This is a genomic window from Pseudocitrobacter sp. 2023LY-00077, assembly GCF_055796175.1.
Genome location: NZ_JBSPEI010000013.1, coordinates 112,904 through 134,280 on the forward strand (window position 1 = coordinate 112,904; position 21,377 = coordinate 134,280).

The 21,377-nt window shown below is 55.0% G+C and carries 19 protein-coding genes; 5 read left to right on the forward strand and 14 right to left on the reverse strand.

Annotated elements, in window-relative coordinates; all coding sequences use genetic code 11:
* Positions 1-22: 22 nt before the first annotated feature.
* The 3 genes from dinF to ACWWFX_RS17345 all read right to left on the reverse strand — a co-directional run bounded on the left by dinF (position 23) and on the right by ACWWFX_RS17345 (position 2,506).
* Positions 23-1,351 carry an MATE family efflux transporter DinF gene (gene dinF / locus ACWWFX_RS17335; protein WP_473224362.1) on the reverse strand — a complete coding sequence of 443 codons (1,329 nt, stop codon included), beginning with the start codon at positions 1,349-1,351 and terminating at the stop codon, positions 23-25.
* Positions 1,352-1,419: 68 nt separating this feature from the next.
* Positions 1,420-2,028 (reverse strand): transcriptional repressor LexA, encoded by a 609-nt coding sequence (lexA, locus tag ACWWFX_RS17340; RefSeq protein ID WP_473224363.1) that lies wholly within the window; start codon positions 2,026-2,028, stop codon positions 1,420-1,422.
* Between the two features lie 109 nt (positions 2,029-2,137).
* On the reverse strand, positions 2,138-2,506 hold the full coding sequence (locus tag ACWWFX_RS17345) for a diacylglycerol kinase (protein WP_276222158.1): 369 nt from the start codon (positions 2,504-2,506) through the stop codon (positions 2,138-2,140).
* Between the two features lie 130 nt (positions 2,507-2,636).
* Here ACWWFX_RS17345 and plsB point away from each other — a divergent pair, with 130 nt between their 5' ends.
* Positions 2,637-5,078, forward strand: a complete 2,442-nt coding sequence (plsB, locus tag ACWWFX_RS17350; RefSeq protein ID WP_276222160.1) for a glycerol-3-phosphate 1-O-acyltransferase PlsB — start codon at positions 2,637-2,639, stop codon at positions 5,076-5,078.
* 101 nt (positions 5,079-5,179) lie between these two features.
* On the opposite strand, the gene ubiA is transcribed toward plsB, so the two are convergent.
* From ubiA to malK, 5 genes are all read right to left on the reverse strand, one after another.
* Positions 5,180-6,052 (reverse strand): 4-hydroxybenzoate octaprenyltransferase, encoded by an 873-nt coding sequence (ubiA, locus tag ACWWFX_RS17355; RefSeq protein WP_276222162.1) that lies wholly within the window; start codon positions 6,050-6,052, stop codon positions 5,180-5,182.
* A 12-nt stretch (positions 6,053-6,064) separates the two neighbouring features.
* On the reverse strand, positions 6,065-6,559 hold the full coding sequence (gene ubiC / locus ACWWFX_RS17360; protein WP_473224364.1) for a chorismate lyase: 495 nt from the start codon (positions 6,557-6,559) through the stop codon (positions 6,065-6,067).
* A 188-nt stretch (positions 6,560-6,747) separates the two neighbouring features.
* Complete coding sequence (gene malM, locus ACWWFX_RS17365; RefSeq protein ID WP_473224365.1) at positions 6,748-7,689, reverse strand: maltose operon protein MalM; 942 nt, start codon at positions 7,687-7,689, stop codon at positions 6,748-6,750.
* Positions 7,690-7,801: 112 nt separating this feature from the next.
* A complete protein-coding gene (locus ACWWFX_RS17370; RefSeq protein ID WP_276222166.1) occupies positions 7,802-9,139 on the reverse strand; it encodes a maltoporin in 1,338 nt (445 codons plus the stop codon).
* 75 nt (positions 9,140-9,214) lie between these two features.
* A complete protein-coding gene (gene malK, locus ACWWFX_RS17375) occupies positions 9,215-10,324 on the reverse strand; it encodes a maltose/maltodextrin ABC transporter ATP-binding protein MalK (RefSeq protein ID WP_015966337.1) in 1,110 nt (369 codons plus the stop codon).
* Between the two features lie 372 nt (positions 10,325-10,696).
* On the opposite strand from malK, the gene malE reads away from it, so the two are divergent.
* The 3 genes from malE to malG all read left to right on the forward strand — a co-directional run bounded on the left by malE (position 10,697) and on the right by malG (position 14,466).
* Entirely contained in the window at positions 10,697-11,887 is a 1,191-nt protein-coding gene (gene malE, locus ACWWFX_RS17380) for a maltose/maltodextrin ABC transporter substrate-binding protein MalE (RefSeq protein ID WP_473224366.1), read from the forward strand.
* A gap of 129 nt (positions 11,888-12,016) precedes the next feature.
* Positions 12,017-13,561, forward strand: coding sequence for a maltose ABC transporter permease MalF (gene malF / locus ACWWFX_RS17385; protein WP_473224367.1), 1,545 nt, complete (start codon positions 12,017-12,019; stop codon positions 13,559-13,561).
* A 14-nt stretch (positions 13,562-13,575) separates the two neighbouring features.
* A complete protein-coding gene (gene malG / locus ACWWFX_RS17390) occupies positions 13,576-14,466 on the forward strand; it encodes a maltose ABC transporter permease MalG (RefSeq protein ID WP_015966340.1) in 891 nt (296 codons plus the stop codon).
* A 95-nt stretch (positions 14,467-14,561) separates the two neighbouring features.
* Here the strand turns inward: malG and psiE are convergent, their stop codons facing one another.
* Positions 14,562-14,972, reverse strand: a complete 411-nt coding sequence (gene psiE / locus ACWWFX_RS17395; RefSeq protein ID WP_015966341.1) for a phosphate-starvation-inducible protein PsiE — start codon at positions 14,970-14,972, stop codon at positions 14,562-14,564.
* 195 nt (positions 14,973-15,167) lie between these two features.
* Here psiE and ACWWFX_RS17400 point away from each other — a divergent pair, with 195 nt between their 5' ends.
* A complete protein-coding gene (locus tag ACWWFX_RS17400; RefSeq protein WP_442961933.1) occupies positions 15,168-15,425 on the forward strand; it encodes a hypothetical protein in 258 nt (85 codons plus the stop codon).
* 47 nt (positions 15,426-15,472) lie between these two features.
* On the opposite strand, the gene ACWWFX_RS17405 is transcribed toward ACWWFX_RS17400, so the two are convergent.
* The 5 genes from ACWWFX_RS17405 to pgi form a co-directional block, all read right to left on the reverse strand.
* On the reverse strand, positions 15,473-17,569 hold the full coding sequence (locus ACWWFX_RS17405; protein WP_473224368.1) for a YjbH domain-containing protein: 2,097 nt from the start codon (positions 17,567-17,569) through the stop codon (positions 15,473-15,475).
* Entirely contained in the window at positions 17,569-18,306 is a 738-nt protein-coding gene (locus ACWWFX_RS17410; RefSeq protein ID WP_473224369.1) for a capsule biosynthesis GfcC family protein, read from the reverse strand. The genes ACWWFX_RS17405 and ACWWFX_RS17410 overlap by 1 nt, the downstream gene beginning before the upstream one ends.
* Positions 18,303-18,941 (reverse strand): YjbF family lipoprotein, encoded by a 639-nt coding sequence (locus ACWWFX_RS17415; protein WP_473224370.1) that lies wholly within the window; start codon positions 18,939-18,941, stop codon positions 18,303-18,305. The genes ACWWFX_RS17410 and ACWWFX_RS17415 overlap by 4 nt, the downstream gene beginning before the upstream one ends.
* A gap of 63 nt (positions 18,942-19,004) precedes the next feature.
* On the reverse strand, positions 19,005-19,247 hold the full coding sequence (gene yjbE, locus ACWWFX_RS17420; protein ID WP_015966345.1) for an exopolysaccharide production protein YjbE: 243 nt from the start codon (positions 19,245-19,247) through the stop codon (positions 19,005-19,007).
* Positions 19,248-19,698: 451 nt separating this feature from the next.
* Positions 19,699-21,348, reverse strand: coding sequence for a glucose-6-phosphate isomerase (gene pgi, locus ACWWFX_RS17425; protein ID WP_276222182.1), 1,650 nt, complete (start codon positions 21,346-21,348; stop codon positions 19,699-19,701).
* Between the last annotated feature and the right edge of the window lie 29 nt (positions 21,349-21,377).

A 21,377-nucleotide genomic window follows, 5' to 3' on the forward strand; every position in this document is an offset into this window, starting at 1 on the left:
GAATCTTTAACCATCCACGCCGTTATGTCTGCGGCGAAAACCAGGTGCCTTTTTGCCAGTGACGACGCCAGATAACCGCCAGCGACAGGCCACGCAGCGCAAGGAATACCGCCAGTGCCAGCCATAAACCATGGTTGCCTAATACCGGCACCGTCAGCAGCGTTAAGGCGAACCCGGCGGCAGCCACGGCCATACTGTTACGCATTTCCGCACCCCGTGTCGCACCAATAAACATGCCATCCAGCAGATAACACCAGACACCGATTACCGGCAAGACTGCCTGCCAGAGCACATAGCGATCGGCAAGCTGCTGCAACGACGGCAGTGACGTCAACATTGCCACGATATGCCTGCCTGCCAGGGCGTACACCAGCGCAAACGCCAGCGCCACAATGCCTGCCTGTCGGCAGGCCGCGCGCCAGACCTGCTGTAACTGGCTATCATCACGCGCGCCATAAGCCTGCCCGGAGTGCGCTTCCACGGCATAGGCAAAGCCATCCAGCGCGTAGGCGGTGAAGGTGAGCATGGTCATCAGTACCGCATTGACCGCCACCACATCGCTGCCCAGCCGCGCGCCAAATACGGTTAATGCGCCAAAGCAGAGCTGAAGCAGTAACGAGCGCAGCATAATGTCGCGATTGAGCGCCAGCAGGCTGCGCATATTTCCGCGCCAGGCCGTCTTCAGCATTTCAGATGTAATACCGCGTAGCACCAGCACCTTACGCGCCATCAGCAGGCCAATGAACATCGTGGCATATTCGGCAATCACCGTCGCCAGCGCCGCCCCCTGCACGTTCATATGCAGGCCCATCACCAGCCACAGATCGAGAACGATGTTCAGGACGTTGCCGACGATCAGCAAAATTACCGGTGCACGCGCGTACTGAACGCCGAGCAACCAGCCCAGCAACACCAGGTTGGCCAGCGAGGCGGGCGCGCTTAACCAGCGAATTTCAAGGAAGCGCCGCGCCTGCTCCAGCACCGTATCGCTGCCGCCGACAACGGTGAGTGCCAGATTAATCAGCGGACCTTTGAACAGTACGATAAGTAACCCTGCCCCCAGCGCCAGCAGCAGCGGTTGCACCAGCGCACGGGCAAGCCGAAGGGGATCTTTCGCGCCGAAGGCCTGCGCAGTTAAGCCGGTGGTACTCATACGTAAAAAGAGCAGCAGCATAAACAGGAAGCTGGTTGCCGTTGCGCCAATCGCCACGCCGCCGAGATAGACCGCGCTATCCAGATGACCAATCACCGCCGTATCCACCAGCCCCAGTAAGGGAACCGTGATATTGGAGAAAATCATGGGGAGGGCGAGACGCCATAATGCCTTGTCGGCAGCCGTGAAGAGCGACATGGTTAGGAACCTGAACAGAAAAGAGAACGAACAACGGCGCATGATGCGCCGTTGTTATCGGGAGAGGATTACAGCCATTCGCCGTTGCGGATCACGCCAACGGCCAGCCCTTCAATGGAGAAGTTCTGACGGCTAAGATCGACGACAATCGGGGAAAACTCGCTGTTTTCCGGCAACAGTTCAACGACGTTGCCCTGTTTTTTCAGGCGTTTTACCGTCACTTCTTCGTCGATACGCGCAACAACCACCTGACCGTTACGCACGTCCTGGGTTTTGTGCACCGCGAGCAGGTCGCCGTCCATAATGCCGATATCTTTCATCGACATGCCGCTAACCCGCAGCAGGAAGTCAGCGTTTGGTTTGAACAGTGAAGGATCGACCTGATAGTGACCTTCAATGTGCTGCTGTGCCAGCAGCGGCTCACCGGCGGCAACGCGGCCAATCAGCGGCAGGCCGGTTTCTTCTTCCACCAGCAGACGAATGCCGCGCGAGGCGCCAGAAACAATTTCAATGACGCCTTTACGCGCCAGTGCTTTCAGATGCTCTTCCGCCGCATTCGGGGAACGGAACCCCAGGCGCTGAGCAATTTCCGCACGCGTTGGCGGCATGCCCGTTTGGCTGATGTGATCCCGGATGAGATCAAACACCTCTTGCTGCCTGGTCGTTAACGCTTTCATTCCGCCCCCTGGGTGTATATACAGTTATGCTGTGAGTATATACAGTTAACGGCTATTTTGGAACCGCAAAACACACAAAATACAGGAGTTTTCGCAGATTATGCGAGCCTCAGTGGAAATGCGACCACAGCAGCACGCCCCAGGTCATCACCGCGACGAAAATCGCCAGCAATACCGCCGCAGAACCCATATCTTTCGCCCGCCCGGAGAGTTCGTGATATTCAGAACCAATGCGGTCAACTACCGCTTCCAGCGCACTATTGAGAATTTCCACTATCATCACCAGAAGGACGGAGCTTATCAGCAAGACGCGGGTAATGGCGTCAACGTCCAGCCAGCAAGCGATGATAATGGCCACAACCGAGGCGACCCCTTCCTGGCGGAACGCGGCTTCGTTTACCCACGCCGCGCGAAAACCTTTCCAGGAATAACCAGCCGCTTTGATAATTCGGGTGAGTCCAGTGGTATTATTGGCCATCAAATAGAACCTTTTAGCGTTATACGCATCAATGACAGTAGCTGTTATCGGCGGTAGAACAGAAATCCTGCTGACTTTCTGATATTCTTGCCGCGCATTTGCATGATTAACCAGAGGCTTTACATCGTTTATGTCCGGTTGGCCACGAATTTACTACAAATTACTGAATTTACCATTAAGCATACTGGTAAAAAGCAAGTCTATTCCGGCAGAGCCTGCCCAGGAATTGGGGCTCGATACGTCGCGCCCGATCATGTACGTCCTGCCTTATAACTCTAAGGCCGACTTACTGACCTTGCGCGCCCAGTGCCTGGCGCACGATCTCCCAGACCCGCTTGAGCCGCTGGAGATCGACGGCACCTTACTGCCCCGCTATGTGTTTATCCATGGCGGCCCGCGCGTGTTCACCTATTACACGCCGAAAGAAGAGTCTATCAAGCTGTTCCACGACTATCTCGATCTGCATCGCAGCAATCCGAATCTGGACGTGCAGATGGTGCCGGTGTCGGTGATGTTTGGTCGTCGTCCAGGGCGTGAGAAAGGCGAGGTGAACCCGCCGCTGCGCATGCTGAACGGCATCCAGAAATTCTTCGCCGTCTCCTGGCTCGGCCGCGACAGCTTTGTGCGTTTCTCGCCGTCCGTCTCGTTGCGCCGCATGGCCGATGAACACGGTACCGATAAAATTATCGCGCAAAAACTGGCGCGCGTGGCGCGTATGCACTTCGCTCGCCAGCGTCTGGCCGCAGTCGGCCCGCGTCTGCCAGCGCGTCAGGATCTCTTCAACAAGCTGCTCGCCTCCCGTGCGATTGCCAAAGCCGTTGAAGATGAAGCGCGCAGCAAAAAAATCTCTCATGAAAAAGCGCAGCAAAACGCCATCGCGCTGATGGAAGAGATTGCCGCCAACTTCTCCTACGAGATGATTCGCCTGACGGACCGCATTCTCGGCTTCACCTGGAACCGTCTCTATCAGGGTATCAACGTGCACAACGCCGAGCGCGTTCGCCAGCTGGCGCACGACGGCCACGAGATTGTGTATGTGCCGTGCCACCGTAGCCATATGGACTACCTGCTGCTCTCCTACGTGCTCTATCACCAGGGGCTGGTGCCGCCGCACATTGCTGCCGGTATCAACCTGAATTTCTGGCCAGCCGGCCCGATTTTCCGTCGCCTGGGCGCGTTTTTTATTCGCCGTACCTTTAAGGGCAACAAACTCTACTCCACCGTGTTCCGCGAATATCTCGGCGAGCTGTTCAGCCGGGGTTATTCCGTTGAATACTTTGTGGAAGGCGGGCGTTCCCGTACTGGCCGCTTGCTGGACCCGAAAACCGGCACCCTGTCGATGACCATTCAGGCGATGCTGCGCGGCGGTACGCGTCCTATCACACTGGTGCCGATTTACATCGGTTACGAGCACGTGATGGAAGTGGGCACGTACGCGAAAGAGCTGCGCGGTGCGACCAAAGAGAAAGAGAGCCTGCCGCAGATGCTCAAGGGCTTGAGCAAGCTGCGCAACCTGGGCCAGGGCTATGTGAACTTCGGCGAGCCGATTCCGCTGATGAACTACCTGAACCATCACGTACCGGAGTGGCGCGAATCTATCGATCCTATCGAAGCCATTCGTCCGGCCTGGCTGACGCCAACGGTGAACGGTATCGCCGCCGAACTGATGGTGCGCATTAACAACGCAGGTGCGGCGAACGCCATGAACCTGTGCTGTACCGCGCTGCTGGCGTCTCGTCAGCGTTCTCTGACCCGCGAGCAGTTAACTCAACAGTTAGACTGTTACCTGTCGCTGCTGCGCAATGCGCCGTATTCGCCGGATGCCACCACGCCAAACGTGACGGCCAGCGAGCTTATCGACCACGCGCTGCAGATGAACAAGTTCGAAGTCGAGAAAGACACTATCGGCGATATCATCATTCTGCCGCGCGAGCAGGCGGTGCTGATGACTTACTACCGCAACAACATCGCCCATATGCTGATCATGCCGTCGCTGCTGGCAACCATCATGACCCAGCATCGCCATGTTTCGCGCGCGGATGTGCAGAATATGGTTGAGGTGATCTACCCGATGCTGAAGGCCGAGCTGTTCCTGCGCTGGGAAAAAGCAGAGCTGGCGTCAGTGATTGATACGCTGGTTGACGAGATGGAACGCCAGGCGCTGATCACCCGTCAGGGCGATGAGCTGCATATTAATCCGTCCCACTCCCGCACCCTGCAACTGCTGGCCGCCGGTGCGCGTGAAACGCTGCAACGGTATGCCATTACGTTCTGGCTGCTGAGCGCCAACCCATCGATGAACCGTAGTACGCTGGAGAAAGAGAGCCGTACCGTGGCGCAACGTCTGTCGGTGCTGCACGGTATTAACTCGCCGGAGTTCTTTGATAAAGCGGTGTTCTCATCGCTGGTGCTGACACTGCGTGATGAAGGCTATATCAGCGACAGCGGCGACGCCGAGCCGGAAGAAACGATGAAGGTTTACCAGATGATGGCGAACCTCATCACCCCGGACGTGCGTTTGACGATTGAGAGTGTGACGCAGGACGAAGAACCGGCGCCGAAAGACGCCTGATGGCGCTTCGCTTATCAGGCCTACGGGTACGGTGCTTGTAGGGCGGGCAAGCGCAGCGCCCCCGCCATAAAAAAGCCGGATAAAATCCGGCTTTTTCATTTTTAGAAGTGCCAGTAACTCATCGCCAGACCAATGAACAACACCAGCCCAACGTAGTTATTGTTCATAAACGCCTGGAAACAGGCTGCGCGTTCGCGGTGTTGGATCAGCTTCTGCTGGTACGCAAACAGCGCGCCCGCAATCAAGATGGACCAGTAGAATTCCCAGTTAAGTCCGTTCAGATAACCAATCGCCGCCATTAATGCCAGCACGCCCACCTGCAAAATGCCGATAATTAAGCGGTCATACTGACCAAACAGAATCGCCGTCGATTTCACGCCGATTTTCACGTCATCGTCGCGGTCAACCATCGCATACTGCGTGTCGTACGCCACCGCCCACAGGATATTCGCCAGCAGCATCAACCAGCAGCTCAACGGCAGCGATTCACTGACGGCGGCAAAAGCCATGGGGATCGACCAGCCGAACGCCGCGCCCAGCACCACCTGCGGCAGATGGGTATAGCGCTTCATAAACGGATAAACCCACGCCAGCGCCAGCCCGGCGACCGAAAGCAGAATAGTCATGGTGTTGAGCGTCAGCACCAGCAGGAACGACAGCAGCACCAGCACGGCAAACAGGGTTCGAGCCTCTTTTTCCGTCACCGCACCGCTCGGTAACGGGCGATTGGCGGTGCGTTTTACATGACCATCAAATTTGCGGTCAGCATAGTCATTCACCACACAACCGGCGGCACGCATCAGCCAGACGCCCGCGACAAATACCGCCAGAATCCACAGCGGCGGTACGCCGGGCGCGGCAACCCATAACGCCCATAAGGTCGGCCACAGCAGCAGCAGCGCACCAATCGGCTTGTCGGTGCGCATCAGGCGATGAAAGGCCAGCAGCTTATTCTGCGTCAGACTCCTCTCCATTTTCTCTTCCTCTTAGTACAACGGCGATGCAGGCAGAAACAGCTCGGTCAGAAGCAGCGGTTTCCCACTCAACCGAAGGCGGGAACGACGCCCCCAGAGGTCTGCATGGCAACCTATCTCAATAAAATCACGCGTGAGCATGGAAGACGTAAACAGGTAACGACCCAGCGGCGTCTTGCCAAGCTGTTGCAGCGCCAGTTCCGGGCCGCTCAGCGTCGATTCGGGTACCACAGTGCGCCCGGCAAGCCAGGGTTCGCCGTCCACACACAGCAATATTTCTCGTAGCCAGTAGCGTTGCTCGTCGGACAACAACGGTAACTCTTCCGCTATAGCATCGCGGGTGACAAACCCTTCGTCAATCAGTGTGACGCTGACCACACCATATTGTTCGAAACGTTTGGTCATGGAATCTTCCAGCAGCAGCCAGTCGAGTTGTTCAGCGTCGAGCGAGGGGATTGCGTCAAAATAGTTCAGCGCACGCAGTTGCGTCAGTGCGGGATGCGTCATGCCTGACTCTCCAGTACATATTGTGCGGCTATTGTATCGCAGAATGGGGCGGGCGGGAGTGCAGTAATGGCTAAATACGATCATCGACGCAACAGTTATGCAACAGCATGGCGCACAACAGAAAAAAAGTGCGCCCCAGGGGGCGCACCGAAAGGCATAGCCTAAACATCAGCGCTGTGGGGATATGATTACCCCTTGCCTTTTACAGAGCTGATAAAGGTGGATCTCGCAGAGGTGGAGCCGAGGCGCTCAGCTTCATCCAGCAGTTTCAACGCTTTATCCACATCACCACTCGCAACCGCCTGTTTAATGGCTTTGTTGAAGTAAGATTCAGTGTCATTCAGCATCGGTTCACTTTTCTTCGCCGGTGCTGGCGCAGGTGCGGCGGCTACAGCGGCAGGCGCGGCGTAAGTCGGTGCGGCGGTGTTACCGACGGTAACCGGTGCCGGGCCGGAAGAGCCAAACAGCGGGCCAACCAGAACGCTGGAGGTGCTATTAGTTTTCACTTTCAGCTTCAGCGTGCCATCGGTGATATGACGGGCAATCGGATCCGGGATATCCGGAATCGCGTTACCGACGCCTTTGGCGTAGGACTTAGCCGGGTCCAGTAATTTGGTGGTTTTTTGCAGATCTTGTTCGGTGGTAAACACCAGCACATACAGTTTCTGCTGACCCAGCGCAGGCGTCAGACGCATTTCGCCTTCAAGACGGTCAGCGCTCATGACGCCCGGTTCCTGATAGGTGAAGTAGCTTGACGGGAAGAACGCTGATGGCGTCATGTTCTGATCCAGAATCAGGACGTTCGGCGCAAATACGCTGGTTTGTTTGTTGACTTCACTGCTCAGCGTGAGCGTCAGCTCGCCAATGTTGGCGGGCACGCTGTAGGCCGCAACCGGGCCGCTGATACCAGGCACATTCAGGCTCTGGCCAGCCGTGGAGAGCGTTGTGGTCTGAACTTTAGATTGATCCACCGGCGTCCAGGTCAGTTGCTGTAACGCTGCGGTCGGAATGGTTGGCGCGGCAGAGGTGTTCTGCGGCACGTAGTTTACATCGGCAAAGGTGACTGCCGGTACGCTTGCCATAAGACCTGCGCAGAGGCCGAGGGCGACGAGACTTTTCTTCATTTTCATTGTTATTACCTCAGATACAGAGCTCAGCGCTCGCCAGGCAATAGCGCGCTGCGCGTAAAGAGAGAGGGGCTTACGCCCCTCTTTTCAGGCATTACATCGGGTTAAACGACAATTACCACCAGATTTCCATCTGTGCGCCGAAGCTGAATTCGTCATCGTCGCCGCGGCTGTTAGTCATCTGACCGTTACCGGAGGAGTCGCTCATGGCATAACGGCTGGTAGAGCCATTGCTGTTTTTCACGTAACCCCATTTTTCATCCCACTTCGCGTAGGTTGCGAAGACGCGGATAGCCGGACGAGACCAGATGCTGTCGCCTGCCTGCCACTGTTGCGCCAGGGTGATTTTGTACTGGCTGTTGCGATCGCCCGTTTCCTGAGATTTCACGTTGTCGTAGCCAACTTCCAGCAAGGTACTCATGATCGGCGTCCATTTGAACATCGGGCGCACACCCACGGTCCACCAATCGGTACCCAGATTGCTGTCCAAATCGGTTTTCTGGAACATACCGACATACATCAGGTCCCAACGGTCGCCAAGAGAGATCGCACCGTGATCCAGGATGCGCCACATTTTGCCGTCGTTGTTGATGTTGCGGTTATCAAACTCAGAACCCGCATCGTGGTAAGAACCCTGAGGAATACCTTTGCCCTGAGTGGTCATTGCGTCAGTTGCGTACTGAACAACAAATTTGTTGTAGCCTTTCAGCATGCTCTGAGTATGTTCAGCAGTGAACATCCAGCCATCTTTCGATGCGCCATCGGCCAGACGATAATCGTCAGTGGTGTTCGCACGACCGTAGTCCGCACCCAGCTCCAGCACGCCGTCCGGGTTAGTTTCCAGACCAGCTAAACGCACGTCGAAGACGTCGTTTGCCGTGTCTTTAGTTGTGTCATAAATATGGTTGCTGCTGAAGGTTGAAGAACCGCCAGCTTCCTGAGAACGAGTCGCTGCCATAGACAGTTTACCGAAGCCCAGGTCGATGTTTTCGATACCCGCACCAGGACCAGAAATATCCCAGTAGTAGAAGTCGATCATGTGAACGTCATGACGCTGATAGAAGCGCTTACCGGCCCAGATGGTGGAACCAGGCAGCCATTCAATCAGGTTTTTACCCTGTACGTTAGCTTCACGGAATGCCGGGTCAGTACCTTCCCAGTCATTCTGTTGAGCAACGGAGTACGCCACGTTGGTGTCAAAGTAGAAACTCTTATCACCTTCTTTCCAGACTTCCTGGCCCAGCTTCAGTTCCGCATAGGTTTCACATTCGTTACCGAGACGGTACTTACTTTGTGCACCTGTCGCCTGGAAACACTGTTGTTCACCGCCGCTGCCAGTCCAGCCAATACCGGAACGAGCGTAGCCGTGGAAATCTACTGCCAGCGCCTGAACAGACATAACGCCTGCCGCAACGGCGACTGCCAGTGGAAGTTTGCGCAGAGTAATCATCATTCTATCTCCTGAGATCATTGCTTTTCTTTGAAACACGAACCCTTGTAGCCGGGTTTTGTGCCTTTGTTATGGGAATCAAACGCCGGGCTCTTTATGCAACCGACGACATGCGGTGCCATCCTCACGGAACAGGTGGCAGCGCTCTGGTGGCAAACCAATGGCGAATGTGGCTCCCTCTTCTACTAACACCACATCATTCTGGCGATAGACCAGGTTCTGATGGATGGCGGGGATCTGGATATGAATTTGCGTTTCGTGACCAAGCTGTTCCACAACGTGGACTTCGCCTTCCAGGGTGACATCGGCGATGTCGCTGGGCAGCAGATGTTCAGGACGAATACCCAGTGACATATTGGCGCCGACCTGCACATTGTTACTTTCTACCGGCAGCCAGACCTGTTGACGGTTTGGCAGCTCAACCTGCACCTGATCAATTGCCGTTGCCGTGACTTTTACCGGCAGGAAGTTCATCTTCGGCGAACCAATAAAGCCCGCAACGAAGCGGTCGGCCGGGTAGTGATAGAGTTCAAGCGGCTTGCCGACCTGCGCGACGCGGCCAGCATCCAGCACCACGATTTTGTCGGCAAGCGTCATCGCTTCAACCTGATCGTGGGTGACGTAAATCATCGTGCGGCCCAGGCGTTTGTGCAGGCGGGAAATTTCGATACGCATCTGCACGCGCAGCGCGGCATCCAGGTTGGAAAGCGGTTCATCGAGCAGGAACACGTTAGGTTCCGCCACCAGCGTACGGCCAATCGCCACACGCTGACGCTGACCACCGGAAAGCGCTTTCGGTTTACGTTCTAACAGGTGCGCCAGCTGCAATACTTCGGCAACCTGATTCACACGCTGGTTAATGACTTCTTTTTTCGCGCCGGCCAGTTTCAGACCAAAGGACATGTTTTCGGCAACGGAGAGATGCGGATACAACGCATAAGACTGGAACACCATGCCCACACCGCGTTCCGCAGGCGGGATTTCGTTCATCCGGGTTTCCCCGATATAGAGGTCGCCGCTGGTAATCGTCTCAAGCCCAGCGATCATGCGAAGCAGTGTAGATTTGCCACAGCCCGACGGCCCAACAAACACCACGAACTCCCCTTCCTGGATATCCAGGTTGATATCTTTCGATACCACCACGTCGCCCCAGGCTTTCGTTACATTTCGCAGTTGTACGTTTGCCATCGCCTTCTCCCTTGTTACAACCCGTCACTAACAGAAACATTCAAGATGGATTGAACTATGGGGTATCCCTTGTTGTCGCGAATCCTCCACCCCCCCTGTTTTTTATGGGGGAGGAGGCGGGAGGATGAGAAAACGCCTTCTGCCACCGGGGGTTAGGGGCTACAGGGAAAATCGTGAGCTGGCCTGCAAAAACGGGGGGTTTTTTATGTGCGCCAGGACTCATAACTCTGATTTATGTAACAGAGATCACATAAACACCCCCCGGGGCGTAGAGGAAGGGAGGATGGAAAGAGGTTGCTAAAAAAGGAGACTCAACAATGTAAAAACCACCTCTGTGTATCCACGAGTAAATCACCAAAAAGGACGGGATATATGAAAATTAAAACTGGCGCTCGCATCCTCGCGCTGTCTGCTCTGACCACGATGATGTTTTCCGCCTCAGCCCTCGCGAAAATCGAAGAAGGAAAACTGGTTATCTGGATCAACGGCGATAAAGGCTACAACGGCCTCGCCGAGGTAGGTAAGAAATTCGAGAAAGACACCGGCATTAAAGTCACCATTGAACACCCGGACAAGCTGGAAGAGAAATTCCCGCAGGTTGCGGCAACCGGTGACGGCCCGGACATTATCTTCTGGGCGCATGACCGTTTCGGCGGCTACGCGCAGTCTGGCCTGCTGGCTGAAATCAGCCCGGACAAAGCCTTCCAGGACAAACTCTATCCGTTTACCTGGGACGCCGTTCGCTATAACGGCAAACTGATCGCGTACCCGATTGCGGTTGAAGCGCTCTCCCTGATCTACAACAAAGACCTCGTACCGAACCCGCCGAAAACCTGGGAAGAAATTCCTGCGCTGGATAAAGAGCTGAAGGCGAAAGGTAAGAGCGCGCTGATGTTCAACCTGCAAGAACCGTACTTCACCTGGCCGCTGATCGCCGCCGATGGGGGTTATGCGTTCAAGTTTGAAAACGGCAAATATGACGTGAAAGATGTCGGCGTGGACAACGCTGGCGCGAAAGCGGGCCTGACCTTCCTGGTTGACCTGATTAAAAACAAACACATGAACGCGGATACCGATTACTCCATCGCTGAAGCGGCCTTTAACAAAGGCGATACCGCGATGACCATCAACGGCCCGTGGGCATGGTCCAACATCGATAAGAGCAAGGTGAACTACGGCGTAACGCTGCTGCCGACCTTCAAAGGCAAGCCGTCTAAACCGTTCGTCGGTGTGCTGAGCGCCGGTATCAACGCCGCAAGCCCGAACAAAGAGCTGGCGAAAGAGTTCCTCGAAAACTATCTGCTGACCGATCAGGGTCTGGAAGAAGTGAACAAGGACAAACCGCTGGGCGCCGTTGCACTGAAATCTTACCAGGATCAGCTGGCGAAAGATCCGCGTATCGCGGCCACCATGGATAACGCCCAGAAAGGCGAAATCATGCCGAACATCCCGCAGATGTCCGCCTTCTGGTATGCCGTTCGCACCGCAGTCATGAACGCCGCAAGCGGTCGTCAGACTGTCGATGCTGCATTGAAAGACGCGCAGGGCCGTATCACTAAGTAATGCTGTCGATGTGCCTGATGGCGCTTCGCTTATCAGGCCTACAGAGGATTGTAGGCCGGATAAGGCATTTATGCCGCCATCCGGCACATCTCCGGCCAGGAAGTTTCACCGTTGTAGAGGAAGATCCCCATGGATGTCATTAAAAAGAAACATTGGTGGCAAAGCGACACGCTGAAATGGTCAGCGATCGGTCTGCTCGGCCTGCTGGTGGGTTACCTTGTAGTTTTAATGTACGCACAAGGGGAGTACCTGTTCGCCATCATGACGCTGATTTTGAGCTCTGCTGGCCTGTATATTTTCGCCAATCGTAAAGCGTACGCCTGGCGCTATGTTTATCCGGGCATGGCCGGGATGGGGCTGTTTGTCCTGTTCCCGCTGATATGCACCATCGCCATCGCCTTCACCAACTACAGCAGCACTAACCAGCTCACCTTTGAACGTGCCCAGCAGGTTCTGATGGACCGCTCTTATCAGGCGGGTAAGTCTTACAACTTCACGCTTTTCCCGGCGGGAGATGAGTGGCAACTGGCGCTGACCGACGGTGAAAGTGGCAAGAATTACCTCTCCGACGCCTTTAAATTTGGCGGCGAGCAAAAAATCACACTGAAAGAGGCTGAAGCCCTGCCAGAAGGTGAGCGTGCAGCCCTGCGCGTGATCACCCAAAATCGTCAGGCCCTGAACCAGTTAACCGCCGTTCTGCCTGACGAAAGCAAAGTCGTGATGAGTTCTTTACGTCAGTTCTCCGGCACTCGCGCGCTTTACACGCTGGGCGCTAACGACGAGCTGACCAACAACCAAACCGGCGTAAAATATCTGCCGAACAACGACGCAGGCTACTATCAGGCAGTCGATGCCGCCGGTAACCTGACCGGCGAAAAGCTGAGCCCCGGCTATACCGTCACCATCGGCTGGGATAACTTCACCCGCGTCTTCACCGACGAAGGGATTCAGAAACCGTTCTTCGCGATTTTCATCTGGACGATTGTCTTCTCAGTACTGACCGTCATCCTGACCGTTGCCGTCGGCATGGTGCTGGCGTGCCTGGTACAGTGGGAGTCCCTGAAAGGCAAAGCAATTTATCGCGTGCTGCTGATTCTGCCCTACGCCGTACCGTCGTTTATCTCAATTCTGATTTTCAAAGGGCTGTTCAACCAGAGCTTTGGTGAAATCAACATGATGCTGAGCGCACTGTTCGGTATCAAACCGGCCTGGTTCAGCGACCCGACCACCGCGCGTTCGATGATTATCATCGTCAACACGTGGCTCGGTTACCCGTACATGATGATCCTGTGCATGGGCTTACTGAAAGCGATTCCGGACGATCTGTATGAAGCCTCGGCAATGGACGGCGCAGGCCCGTTCCAGAACTTCTTCAAGATTACGCTGCCGCTGCTGATTAAGCCGCTGACGCCGCTGATGATTGCCAGCTTCGCCTTTAACTTTAACAACTTCGTTCTGATTCAGTTGTTGACCAACGGCGGCCCGGACCGACTCGGCACCACAACGCCTGCCGGTTATACCGACCTGCTGGTGAGCTACACCTACCGTATCGCCTTCGAAGGTGGCGGCGGGCAGGACTTCGGCCTCGCCGCAGCGATTGCCACGCTTATCTTCCTGTTGGTCGGTGCGCTGGCGATAGTGAACCTGAAAGCCACGCGTATGAAGTTTGATTAAGGGAGATAACGACAATGGCTATGGTACAACCGAAATCTCAGAAACTGCGCTTGTTTACAACGCACCTGTTACTCCTGATCTTCATCGCGGCAATCATGTTCCCGCTGCTGATGGTTATCGCCATTTCACTGCGCGAAGGTAACTTCGCGACCGGCAGCCTGATCCCGGAAAAAATCTCCTGGGAGCACTGGCGGCTGGCGTTGGGCTTCAGCGTAGAACACGCTGATGGCCGCGTCACACCGCCACCCTTCCCGGTTCTGCTGTGGTTGTGGAACTCGGTGAAAATTGCGGGCATCACTGCGATTGGCATCGTCACCCTCTCCACAACCTGTGCTTACGCCTTTGCCCGTATGCGTTTCCCGGGTAAAGCGACCCTGCTGAAAGGGATGCTGATTTTCCAGATGTTCCCGGCGGTGCTGTCTCTGGTGGCGTTGTACGCGTTGTTTGACCGTCTGGGCCAGTACATTCCGTTTATCGGCCTGAACACCCACGGCGGCGTGATTTTCGCTTACTTAGGCGGTATCGCGCTGCACGTCTGGACGATTAAAGGCTACTTCGAAACCATCGATAATTCGCTGGAAGAAGCGGCGGCACTGGATGGCGCAACCCCGTGGCAGGCCTTCCGCCTGGTGCTGCTGCCGCTCTCCGTACCGATTCTGGCGGTGGTATTTATTCTGTCGTTTATCGCCGCCATCACCGAAGTACCGGTAGCGTCACTGCTGCTGCGTGATGTGGACAGCTACACCCTGGCCGTTGGTATGCAGCAATATCTCAACCCACAAAACTATCTGTGGGGCGACTTTGCCGCAGCCGCTGTGCTCTCTGCCATTCCGATTACCGTCGTGTTCCTGCTGGCGCAGCGCTGGCTGGTTAATGGCCTGACGGCAGGCGGTGTGAAAGGTTAATACCCTCGTTCTACCCTCCCGGAAACGGGAAAAGCCACTGCAATCCTCGATTTAACTTGTGACTGTTGTTTGGCGCTCTTCGGAGCGCCATTTTTTTATTCCCGTTTCAGGCGTTTGGAGTTACACAACCACAGGGTGATCACCAGCAACAGGATCGCCCCGGAGTAGATCAACACGTCAAGCGGCGATGTGTGATCGACGATGATCAGGCGCACAATCGCGGTGATCCCGATATAGATGAAGTAGCGTAGCGGGAAGTGAAAACCGGACTGAAAGTACTTCACAATCAGTGCGATAAATTCGAAATAGAGAAAATAAACCACCAGGCCTTCCACCAGCTCGTATTTGCTGGTGCGCTCAGGCGCAAAAAGCACGTCGGCTAAGTGCAGCGTCTCTTTGCCGAGAAAGATGACCAGAATCATACCAAGGCAGAGTAGCCCAAGGTTGAGGACAGTCTGTAAGATCGTCGAGATAAACTCGACGCGTGGACGGGGGAGTGATGTCATGGCGGCATCTCCTGTGCAGGCTGAGCCTCTTGTATAACGCAGAAATGTGATCTGGATCTACATTTTTTGCTTATACCCAATTTATCACACCAATAACAATCACCCTTTTAGGTGATTTTTTAACCTGATTAATGCGAGATAATGATGCATGTTCCTGCGGGAACATTCTTCTAATCGTTTGATAAGGTGGTGAAAATGAAGCGGTATTTTACTACTCTGATGTTATCAACGTTGATGACCTGCTCTTATGCTTCCGCCGTTGGACTGGATGAAGATTCAGAGTCCTCTGCGCTACCCACAAGCAACGTTCATAGCCCTCTAAAAGGGCAATCAGCCAAAATTGCCGAGATTCAGGCGTATCCTGATAGCCATGTAACACCGTGTTATCGCATCTACATACCAGACAGGAAGCCGGGCATAAACTGTATTCCTGATGCCTCTACCGGGCATTAGTGATATGACGTGCCAGCCCCAGTGGCTGGCACTTTCAACAAAAGTGATTACCTGAAATTCATACTCTTATCGCTGGTAATCCCATACAAATCAAACTTGCGCCCCAGCTTCTGGCCGCCATCACGGGTCAACGGCACCCAGTTCACCGCGGCACGGCTGCGGGTGGCGCCGGAGGAGAAGAGATCCAGCGGCACAGAGACATACACGCCTTTAGTGAACTCCCCTTCCCCATATTCATCACCGGAAACGTTGGTGATGGTAGCGTAGCCACCGACCACCACGCCGCTGTCGAAGTGTTTAGAGATATCGAGCGTGCCGCCCTTATCGCCCGCCAGATACTGGCCGACGCTGGCTTTCACCAGCACGTCCTGAGCAAACGGCGGCGTCCAGTAAGCGGTGAGATGTCCGGTCTTCACGCTGTAGTCAGTGAATTTCATCATGTCCTGCGCGCTGCGCCAGTCACGCTGTTTCACGTAGTTGGCGTCGATACCCACCGCCCAGTTGCTGTCCACCGGGCGATAAAGCGCTTCGACGCCCGCACCGCCGAACATGGTTTCCAGATAGCCGCCGTAAACCTGGCCGTAGAAATTATTCCCCAGATACTGGAAATAGTTGGCCTGGAGATTGTTCACATAGACGTTATTCTCAACGTATTCACGCACGTGAGTACGCACGCGCGGCAGTTTCGAGTCGCTCGGCGGGTTGGTGTAGTTAAACTTGTCGTAGTTGTTGGCGATGTTGGCAAACAGGCTGCCGCTGGTTAGCAGGTGGTCGGTCACCCACCAGTCCGCCGTGCCCATCACGCCCAATTGGTACATGTAGAAACTTTCCGGCCCACCGACCGACTGACTCAGCACCGGGTCGATATGGAAATCGAAGCTCGATTTGTCGATATACCAGCCCTGCTCGGTGGTTTCCGGCACGATCGGCGTGACGCGTTTCTGCTCCAGCGGCGTTTCGTGGCCGAGCGGCTCGCCTTCCAGATGACGTTGCAGGCTGGCGACGTTAGTTTCCGTGGTCACCTGCGGCATGTTGAGGCGATTTTCGGTAATGCGGATGGTGCGAATGCCTTCCGGCAGATCGTTCATGATGATGCGATTCGCCCGATCGATGCCCTCGCGCGAGTCGCGATATTTCACCTGCTCGCCGGTGACGTAGAGCGTATCGCCTTTAGTTTGAATATTCGGGTCGGCAAATCCGGCATTATATTTCAGCAACGTGAGCTGGTTCGCTACCACTGAATGTTGCAGAATCGGGTCCTGCGGCTGCGGGCGATATTTTGGCCGCGCGTTGTCGTTGTAAGACGGACGCAGGTCGTTGAAATTCGTGCGCAGGGTGAAGCCAAACATCACGGTATTCCCGCGCTCATAGCTCAGGTTAACGTCGGCCCAATCCGCAACGCGATAAATAGCGCCGACGTTAAACTTGCTTTTCTGGTCCAGTTTTCCGGCAAAATCCTGCTGGTAGTTATTGCCTTCATACTCCAGCTTCAGGCGTAGTGGTTGCCAGGGCGTTTGATATTCTACCCCGCCAAAAAACGCCGCCGGGCCGCGAAACATCTGGCTGCTGTCCATCGATCCCGCTTCGCGGTAGCTGTTGTCGCGGTGGCAATATTTATCGCTGTAAGAGCAGAACGGGTTGGTGGCGTTGCCGCTGGTACCCAGATAGCCCCAGCCCATTCCGAGGGAGAAATCGAACGGCCCCCAGGCTTTGTTGGCGACGATATACTCCGAGTCAAACAGCCCGGTACCGCCGATGTCGCGCGCGCCGACGGAGACCTGCGGCATCCAGTAACTTTCTTCCCACAGGCGCAGCTTCAGGTCGAAGGCTTTATCTTTATAGGTTTGATCGCCCGAGAAGGCATCGACGCTGCTGTATTGTTTGGTTCGCACGTCGGTATAACGCAGCGTCGTTTCCAGCCACGGGAACAGTTGCACGGAGGCAGAGTAGTAGCGGTACTGATCGTTATCGCGATAGTTAAGGCTGATTTCCCCTTCCCGCGCCATTCGAGCGGTAGGCGTTTGCAGCAGGCCGACGCCGCCAAAATCAGACTGCGAAGGGCCAATGGGCGCCGGATACGTTTCGGCATGGCACGCGGCGCTGACGCCCAGCGCCAGCAGGCTATAGAGGTATTTTTTCTTCATTAATCAGGTATCCGCTGCGACAGGGAGCGAAGAATGGCGACGTTGAGTTCATCGTATTTCTTCGTCCACAGTGAATCGGCAAAGCCAACAAACACGATGCTGCCGGGCATCGGCTCAATATGACGTCGGTTCCAGTAGGCGATGGGGGCCTTCAGCGTACGGCCATCGGGATAAATCACCCACGCGTAGCTGCGCTCGCCGCCGCTCAGTCGATCAACCTCTTTGAGATAGCTGGCAATATCGCGACCGGGCGTGAACGCCACTTTGCCGGGGCGATTGATCAAACCGAGAAGCGTAATCGTCGAGGGTTCATTGCCCACCCACAGGCTGTATTTCCCCTGAAGCGGCGGATTTTTCCCTTCACCGATGCGAACCTCATCCGGGTCCAGCGAGACAAACTGTCGCCCCGTGACTTTGATAGCCTGAAGCTGCTGGCGTAAGGCGTTAATGGCGGCAGCATCGGTTCCGCTCGCCTCCATCGCCGCGCGGCTTAACGCGGCGAGCAATACCTGATGCTGTTGCTCGGCAACCGTAGTCGCCTGCTGTTCGGCGATCACCGCGCCGCGCCACCAGCTTCCGGCGAGTCGTGGTTGTGCGACGAGATCAGCCAGGTGATCGGCGTTGGTCAACGTGAGTGTTTTTGCCTCGCCTTCACGATGAACATCCACTGTACCTGCTGCGAAAGCGCCACCCGAGATGGCGCAGAAAAGTCCTGCGATGAGCGTGATTTTTTTCATTGTTTTGCGGCCTTGATCAGGGTCGTTTTCACCGGGAAATAGCCCGCCCCAAGGTATTGTTCTGATTGTCGAATCTGGCCTTCGTCATCAATCCAGAAGCGGTTGCGCCAGTTTGTTTGGTCGGTGGTCACCGTTTCTTCCAGCACGCGGACCGGCGTCTCGCTTCCGGCTAAGGTCAGCGTTTCGCGCTCGCCCCAGTGGAAGGTGGAGTGCGCGGTGGCGTAGCGCACCTGGCGGTGTTCGGTCCATCCCATGGTGCGCGTCCAGCTTGCGCCATCCACCACCTGATTAGGTTTGGCTAACGGGTCGCTGGCGAGATTGTTAACATCCAGCAGGTTATCGCCCGCCAGTTGCGTCTTGACGATACGACCGTGCTGCGTGACCAGCGTGGCCTGATCCTGCGTCACCCACTTGTGCTGGCCGTTTTCCGAGTAAGCCAGCGCCACAAAAATCTGCGGGCCGTTATTGAGCTGAATGTACTGGCTGGCGTAGGGCATATTCTGGATATCGTCCGCCGTGAGATGCACACCGGGCGTGCCGAACAGGCTATCCCATAACGATTTTCCCAGCCCTTTTGTGCTGGATGAACACGCCTGAAGCAGCAGGCAAAGAGTGATAATGGCAAGTCGCTTCACGACGTTTCTCCGAAGGGGCAAAATAACCACACCGAAGTGTGGTTATGGGTAAACGCACCCGTATTACTGGGTACTGGTGGTTGTGGTGGTCGTGGTTCCGGTATTGGAGCCATCACCGCCACCTGTCGCTGCCAGCGCGACACCCACCGCAGAACTCACGGTGCTGGCGCTGGTCGCGGTAGAACTCCCCGCGGAGACAGACGTCGCCGCAGAGCCCGCCGCGTCACCGGTTTCCACCGGTGCTGCTGACGCGGATGCCGCCGCAAACGCAGATATGGCAAAAATGCCATAGAGGATTTTCTTCATAACAATTTCCCTTCATTGAATAAATGGAGGTACATACCCTGGGAATTCCGGGTTGCAGAGTGAAAGTCGGCATGAAATACATGCGTGGCTCACGCACATACAACCTGAAAATAAGCGGATATACCTGAAATATTCAGGCGTCATCGAGTATACACAACTCAATACCGGGAATTAGCGTTGGGGGAAGTGAGCAAGGGATTTTAAGAAAATGAGAAAAAAGAAACAGATAAGTATTATTTATTGATTATAAAGAACATTAAATCAACAGGTTACGACTTGTGTTCTTTTTATTACCCTGCGTAATATCCGAAAATGAGACCTTATTTAATTCAGGTCTTTTTATGTTTTAGGAATATGCTCATCGGTAATTTTCAGCTGAGATCACGGACAAGGGGATTTATCCGATAAAAAAATGCCGGCTATTACGCCGGCATTTTCAGATTAAGACGACTTATGCACGCCAGGATTTATAACGGTTAATCAGGCCGTTGGTAGAGCTATCGTGGCTGCTAATTTCGCTACCATCTTTCAGTTCCGGCAGAATACGGTTTGCCAGCTGTTTACCCAGCTCAACGCCCCACTGGTCGAATGTGAAGATGTTCAGGATAGCGCCCTGAGTAAAGATTTTGTGCTCATACAGCGCAATCAACGCGCCCAGGCTGAACGGGGTGATTTCGCGCAGCAGGATGGAGTTGGTTGGGCGGTTGCCTTCGAACACTTTGAATGGCACCACGTGTTCCAGCGTTGCCGGATCTTTACCCTGATCGCGATATTCCTGTTCAACCACTTCGCGGGATTTGCCGAACGCCAGCGCTTCGGTCTGGGCGAAGAAGTTAGACAGCAGTTTCGGGTGGTGATCGGAAAGCGGGTTGTGAGTGATAGCCGGCGCGATGAAGTCACACGGAACCATTTTGGTGCCCTGGTGAATCAGCTGATAGAACGCGTGCTGACCGTTAGTACCCGGCTCGCCCCAAATGATTGGGCCGGTCTGGTGCGCCACTTTGTTGCCGTTGCGGTCAACATACTTACCGTTGGACTCCATGTTGCCCTGCTGGAAGTACGCCGCGAAACGGTGCATATACTGGTCGTACGGCAGAATCGCTTCAGTTTCCGCGCCGAAGAAATTGTTGTACCAGATGCCGATCAGCGCCAGCAGAACCGGCAGGTTTTTCTCAGCAGGCGTGGTGGAGAAGTGTTTGTCCATCGCGTGCGCGCCGGAGAGCAGCTCCACAAAATTGTCGAAGCCCACGGAGAGAATGATCGACAGACCGATGGCTGACCACAGAGAGTAACGGCCGCCCACCCAGTCCCAGAACTCGAACATGTTGGCGGTATCAATACCAAACTCGCCCACCGCTTTGGCGTTGGTAGAAAGCGCCGCGAAGTGTTTCGCCACATGTTTCTGATCGCCCGCAGTCGCCAGGAACCAGTCGCGCGCGCTGTGGGCGTTGGTCATGGTTTCTTGCGTGGTGAAGGTTTTAGACGCCACCAGGAACAGGGTGGTTTCCGGGTCAACGGTTTTCAGCACTTCCGCGATGTGGGTACCATCGACGTTAGACACAAAGTGCATATTCAGATGATTTTTGTACGGACGCAGCGCTTCGGTCACCATGAACGGGCCGAGGTCGGAACCGCCGATACCAATATTGACCACGTCGGTGATCGCTTTACCGGTGTATCCTTTCCAGCTACCGGAAATGATGGCTTCAGAGAAACCTTTCATTTTATCCAGCACAGCGTTAACTTCCGGCATCACATCTTTGCCGTCAACGATAATCGGGGTATTGCTGCGATTACGCAGCGCCACGTGCAGCACGGCGCGGTCTTCGGTGCGGTTGATCTTCTCACCGGAGAACATCGATTTAATCGCGCCGCTCAGATCGGTCTCTTTCGCCAGATCCTGCAGTTTGCTCAGCGTCTCTTCCGTAATGCGGTTTTTGGAAAAATCCACCAGCATCAGATCGTCAAACGTAGCGGAAAACTTGCTGAAACGGTCGCTATCTTTGGCAAACAGCTCGGCAATAGTGACATCTTTCATTTCATCGAAGTGTTTCTGTAGTGCCTGCCACGCAGCGGTCTGCGTTGGGTTGATGTTTTTCATTAGCAATACCCTTCTGATTTGAGAATCGT

What these genes read in the sequence shown, in the direction of transcription:
- ACWWFX_RS17410 (WP_473224369.1), bottom strand. Translation starts at nt 18,306, where the DNA reads ATGAAAAAAATCACGCTCATCGCAGGACTTTTCTGCGCCATCTCGGGT.
- yjbE (WP_015966345.1), bottom strand. Translation starts at nt 19,247, where the DNA reads ATGAAGAAAATCCTCTATGGCATTTTTGCCATATCTGCGTTTGCGGCG.
- ACWWFX_RS17345 (WP_276222158.1), bottom strand. Translation starts at nt 2,506, where the DNA reads ATGGCCAATAATACCACTGGACTCACCCGAATTATCAAAGCGGCTGGT.
- lexA (WP_473224363.1), bottom strand. Translation starts at nt 2,028, where the DNA reads ATGAAAGCGTTAACGACCAGGCAGCAAGAGGTGTTTGATCTCATCCGG.
- ACWWFX_RS17370 (WP_276222166.1), bottom strand. Translation starts at nt 9,139, where the DNA reads ATGATGATTACTCTGCGCAAACTTCCACTGGCAGTCGCCGTTGCGGCA.
- malE (WP_473224366.1), top strand. Translation starts at nt 10,697, where the DNA reads ATGAAAATTAAAACTGGCGCTCGCATCCTCGCGCTGTCTGCTCTGACC.
- ACWWFX_RS17405 (WP_473224368.1), bottom strand. Translation starts at nt 17,569, where the DNA reads ATGAAGAAAAAATACCTCTATAGCCTGCTGGCGCTGGGCGTCAGCGCC.
- malM (WP_473224365.1), bottom strand. Translation starts at nt 7,689, where the DNA reads ATGAAAATGAAGAAAAGTCTCGTCGCCCTCGGCCTCTGCGCAGGTCTT.
- malK (WP_015966337.1), bottom strand. Translation starts at nt 10,324, where the DNA reads ATGGCAAACGTACAACTGCGAAATGTAACGAAAGCCTGGGGCGACGTG.
- malG (WP_015966340.1), top strand. Translation starts at nt 13,576, where the DNA reads ATGGCTATGGTACAACCGAAATCTCAGAAACTGCGCTTGTTTACAACG.
- plsB (WP_276222160.1), top strand. Translation starts at nt 2,637, where the DNA reads ATGTCCGGTTGGCCACGAATTTACTACAAATTACTGAATTTACCATTA.
- dinF (WP_473224362.1), bottom strand. Translation starts at nt 1,351, where the DNA reads ATGTCGCTCTTCACGGCTGCCGACAAGGCATTATGGCGTCTCGCCCTC.
- pgi (WP_276222182.1), bottom strand. Translation starts at nt 21,348, where the DNA reads ATGAAAAACATCAACCCAACGCAGACCGCTGCGTGGCAGGCACTACAG.
- ubiA (WP_276222162.1), bottom strand. Translation starts at nt 6,052, where the DNA reads ATGGAGAGGAGTCTGACGCAGAATAAGCTGCTGGCCTTTCATCGCCTG.
- psiE (WP_015966341.1), bottom strand. Translation starts at nt 14,972, where the DNA reads ATGACATCACTCCCCCGTCCACGCGTCGAGTTTATCTCGACGATCTTA.
- ACWWFX_RS17400 (WP_442961933.1), top strand. Translation starts at nt 15,168, where the DNA reads ATGAAGCGGTATTTTACTACTCTGATGTTATCAACGTTGATGACCTGC.
- malF (WP_473224367.1), top strand. Translation starts at nt 12,017, where the DNA reads ATGGATGTCATTAAAAAGAAACATTGGTGGCAAAGCGACACGCTGAAA.
- ubiC (WP_473224364.1), bottom strand. Translation starts at nt 6,559, where the DNA reads ATGACGCATCCCGCACTGACGCAACTGCGTGCGCTGAACTATTTTGAC.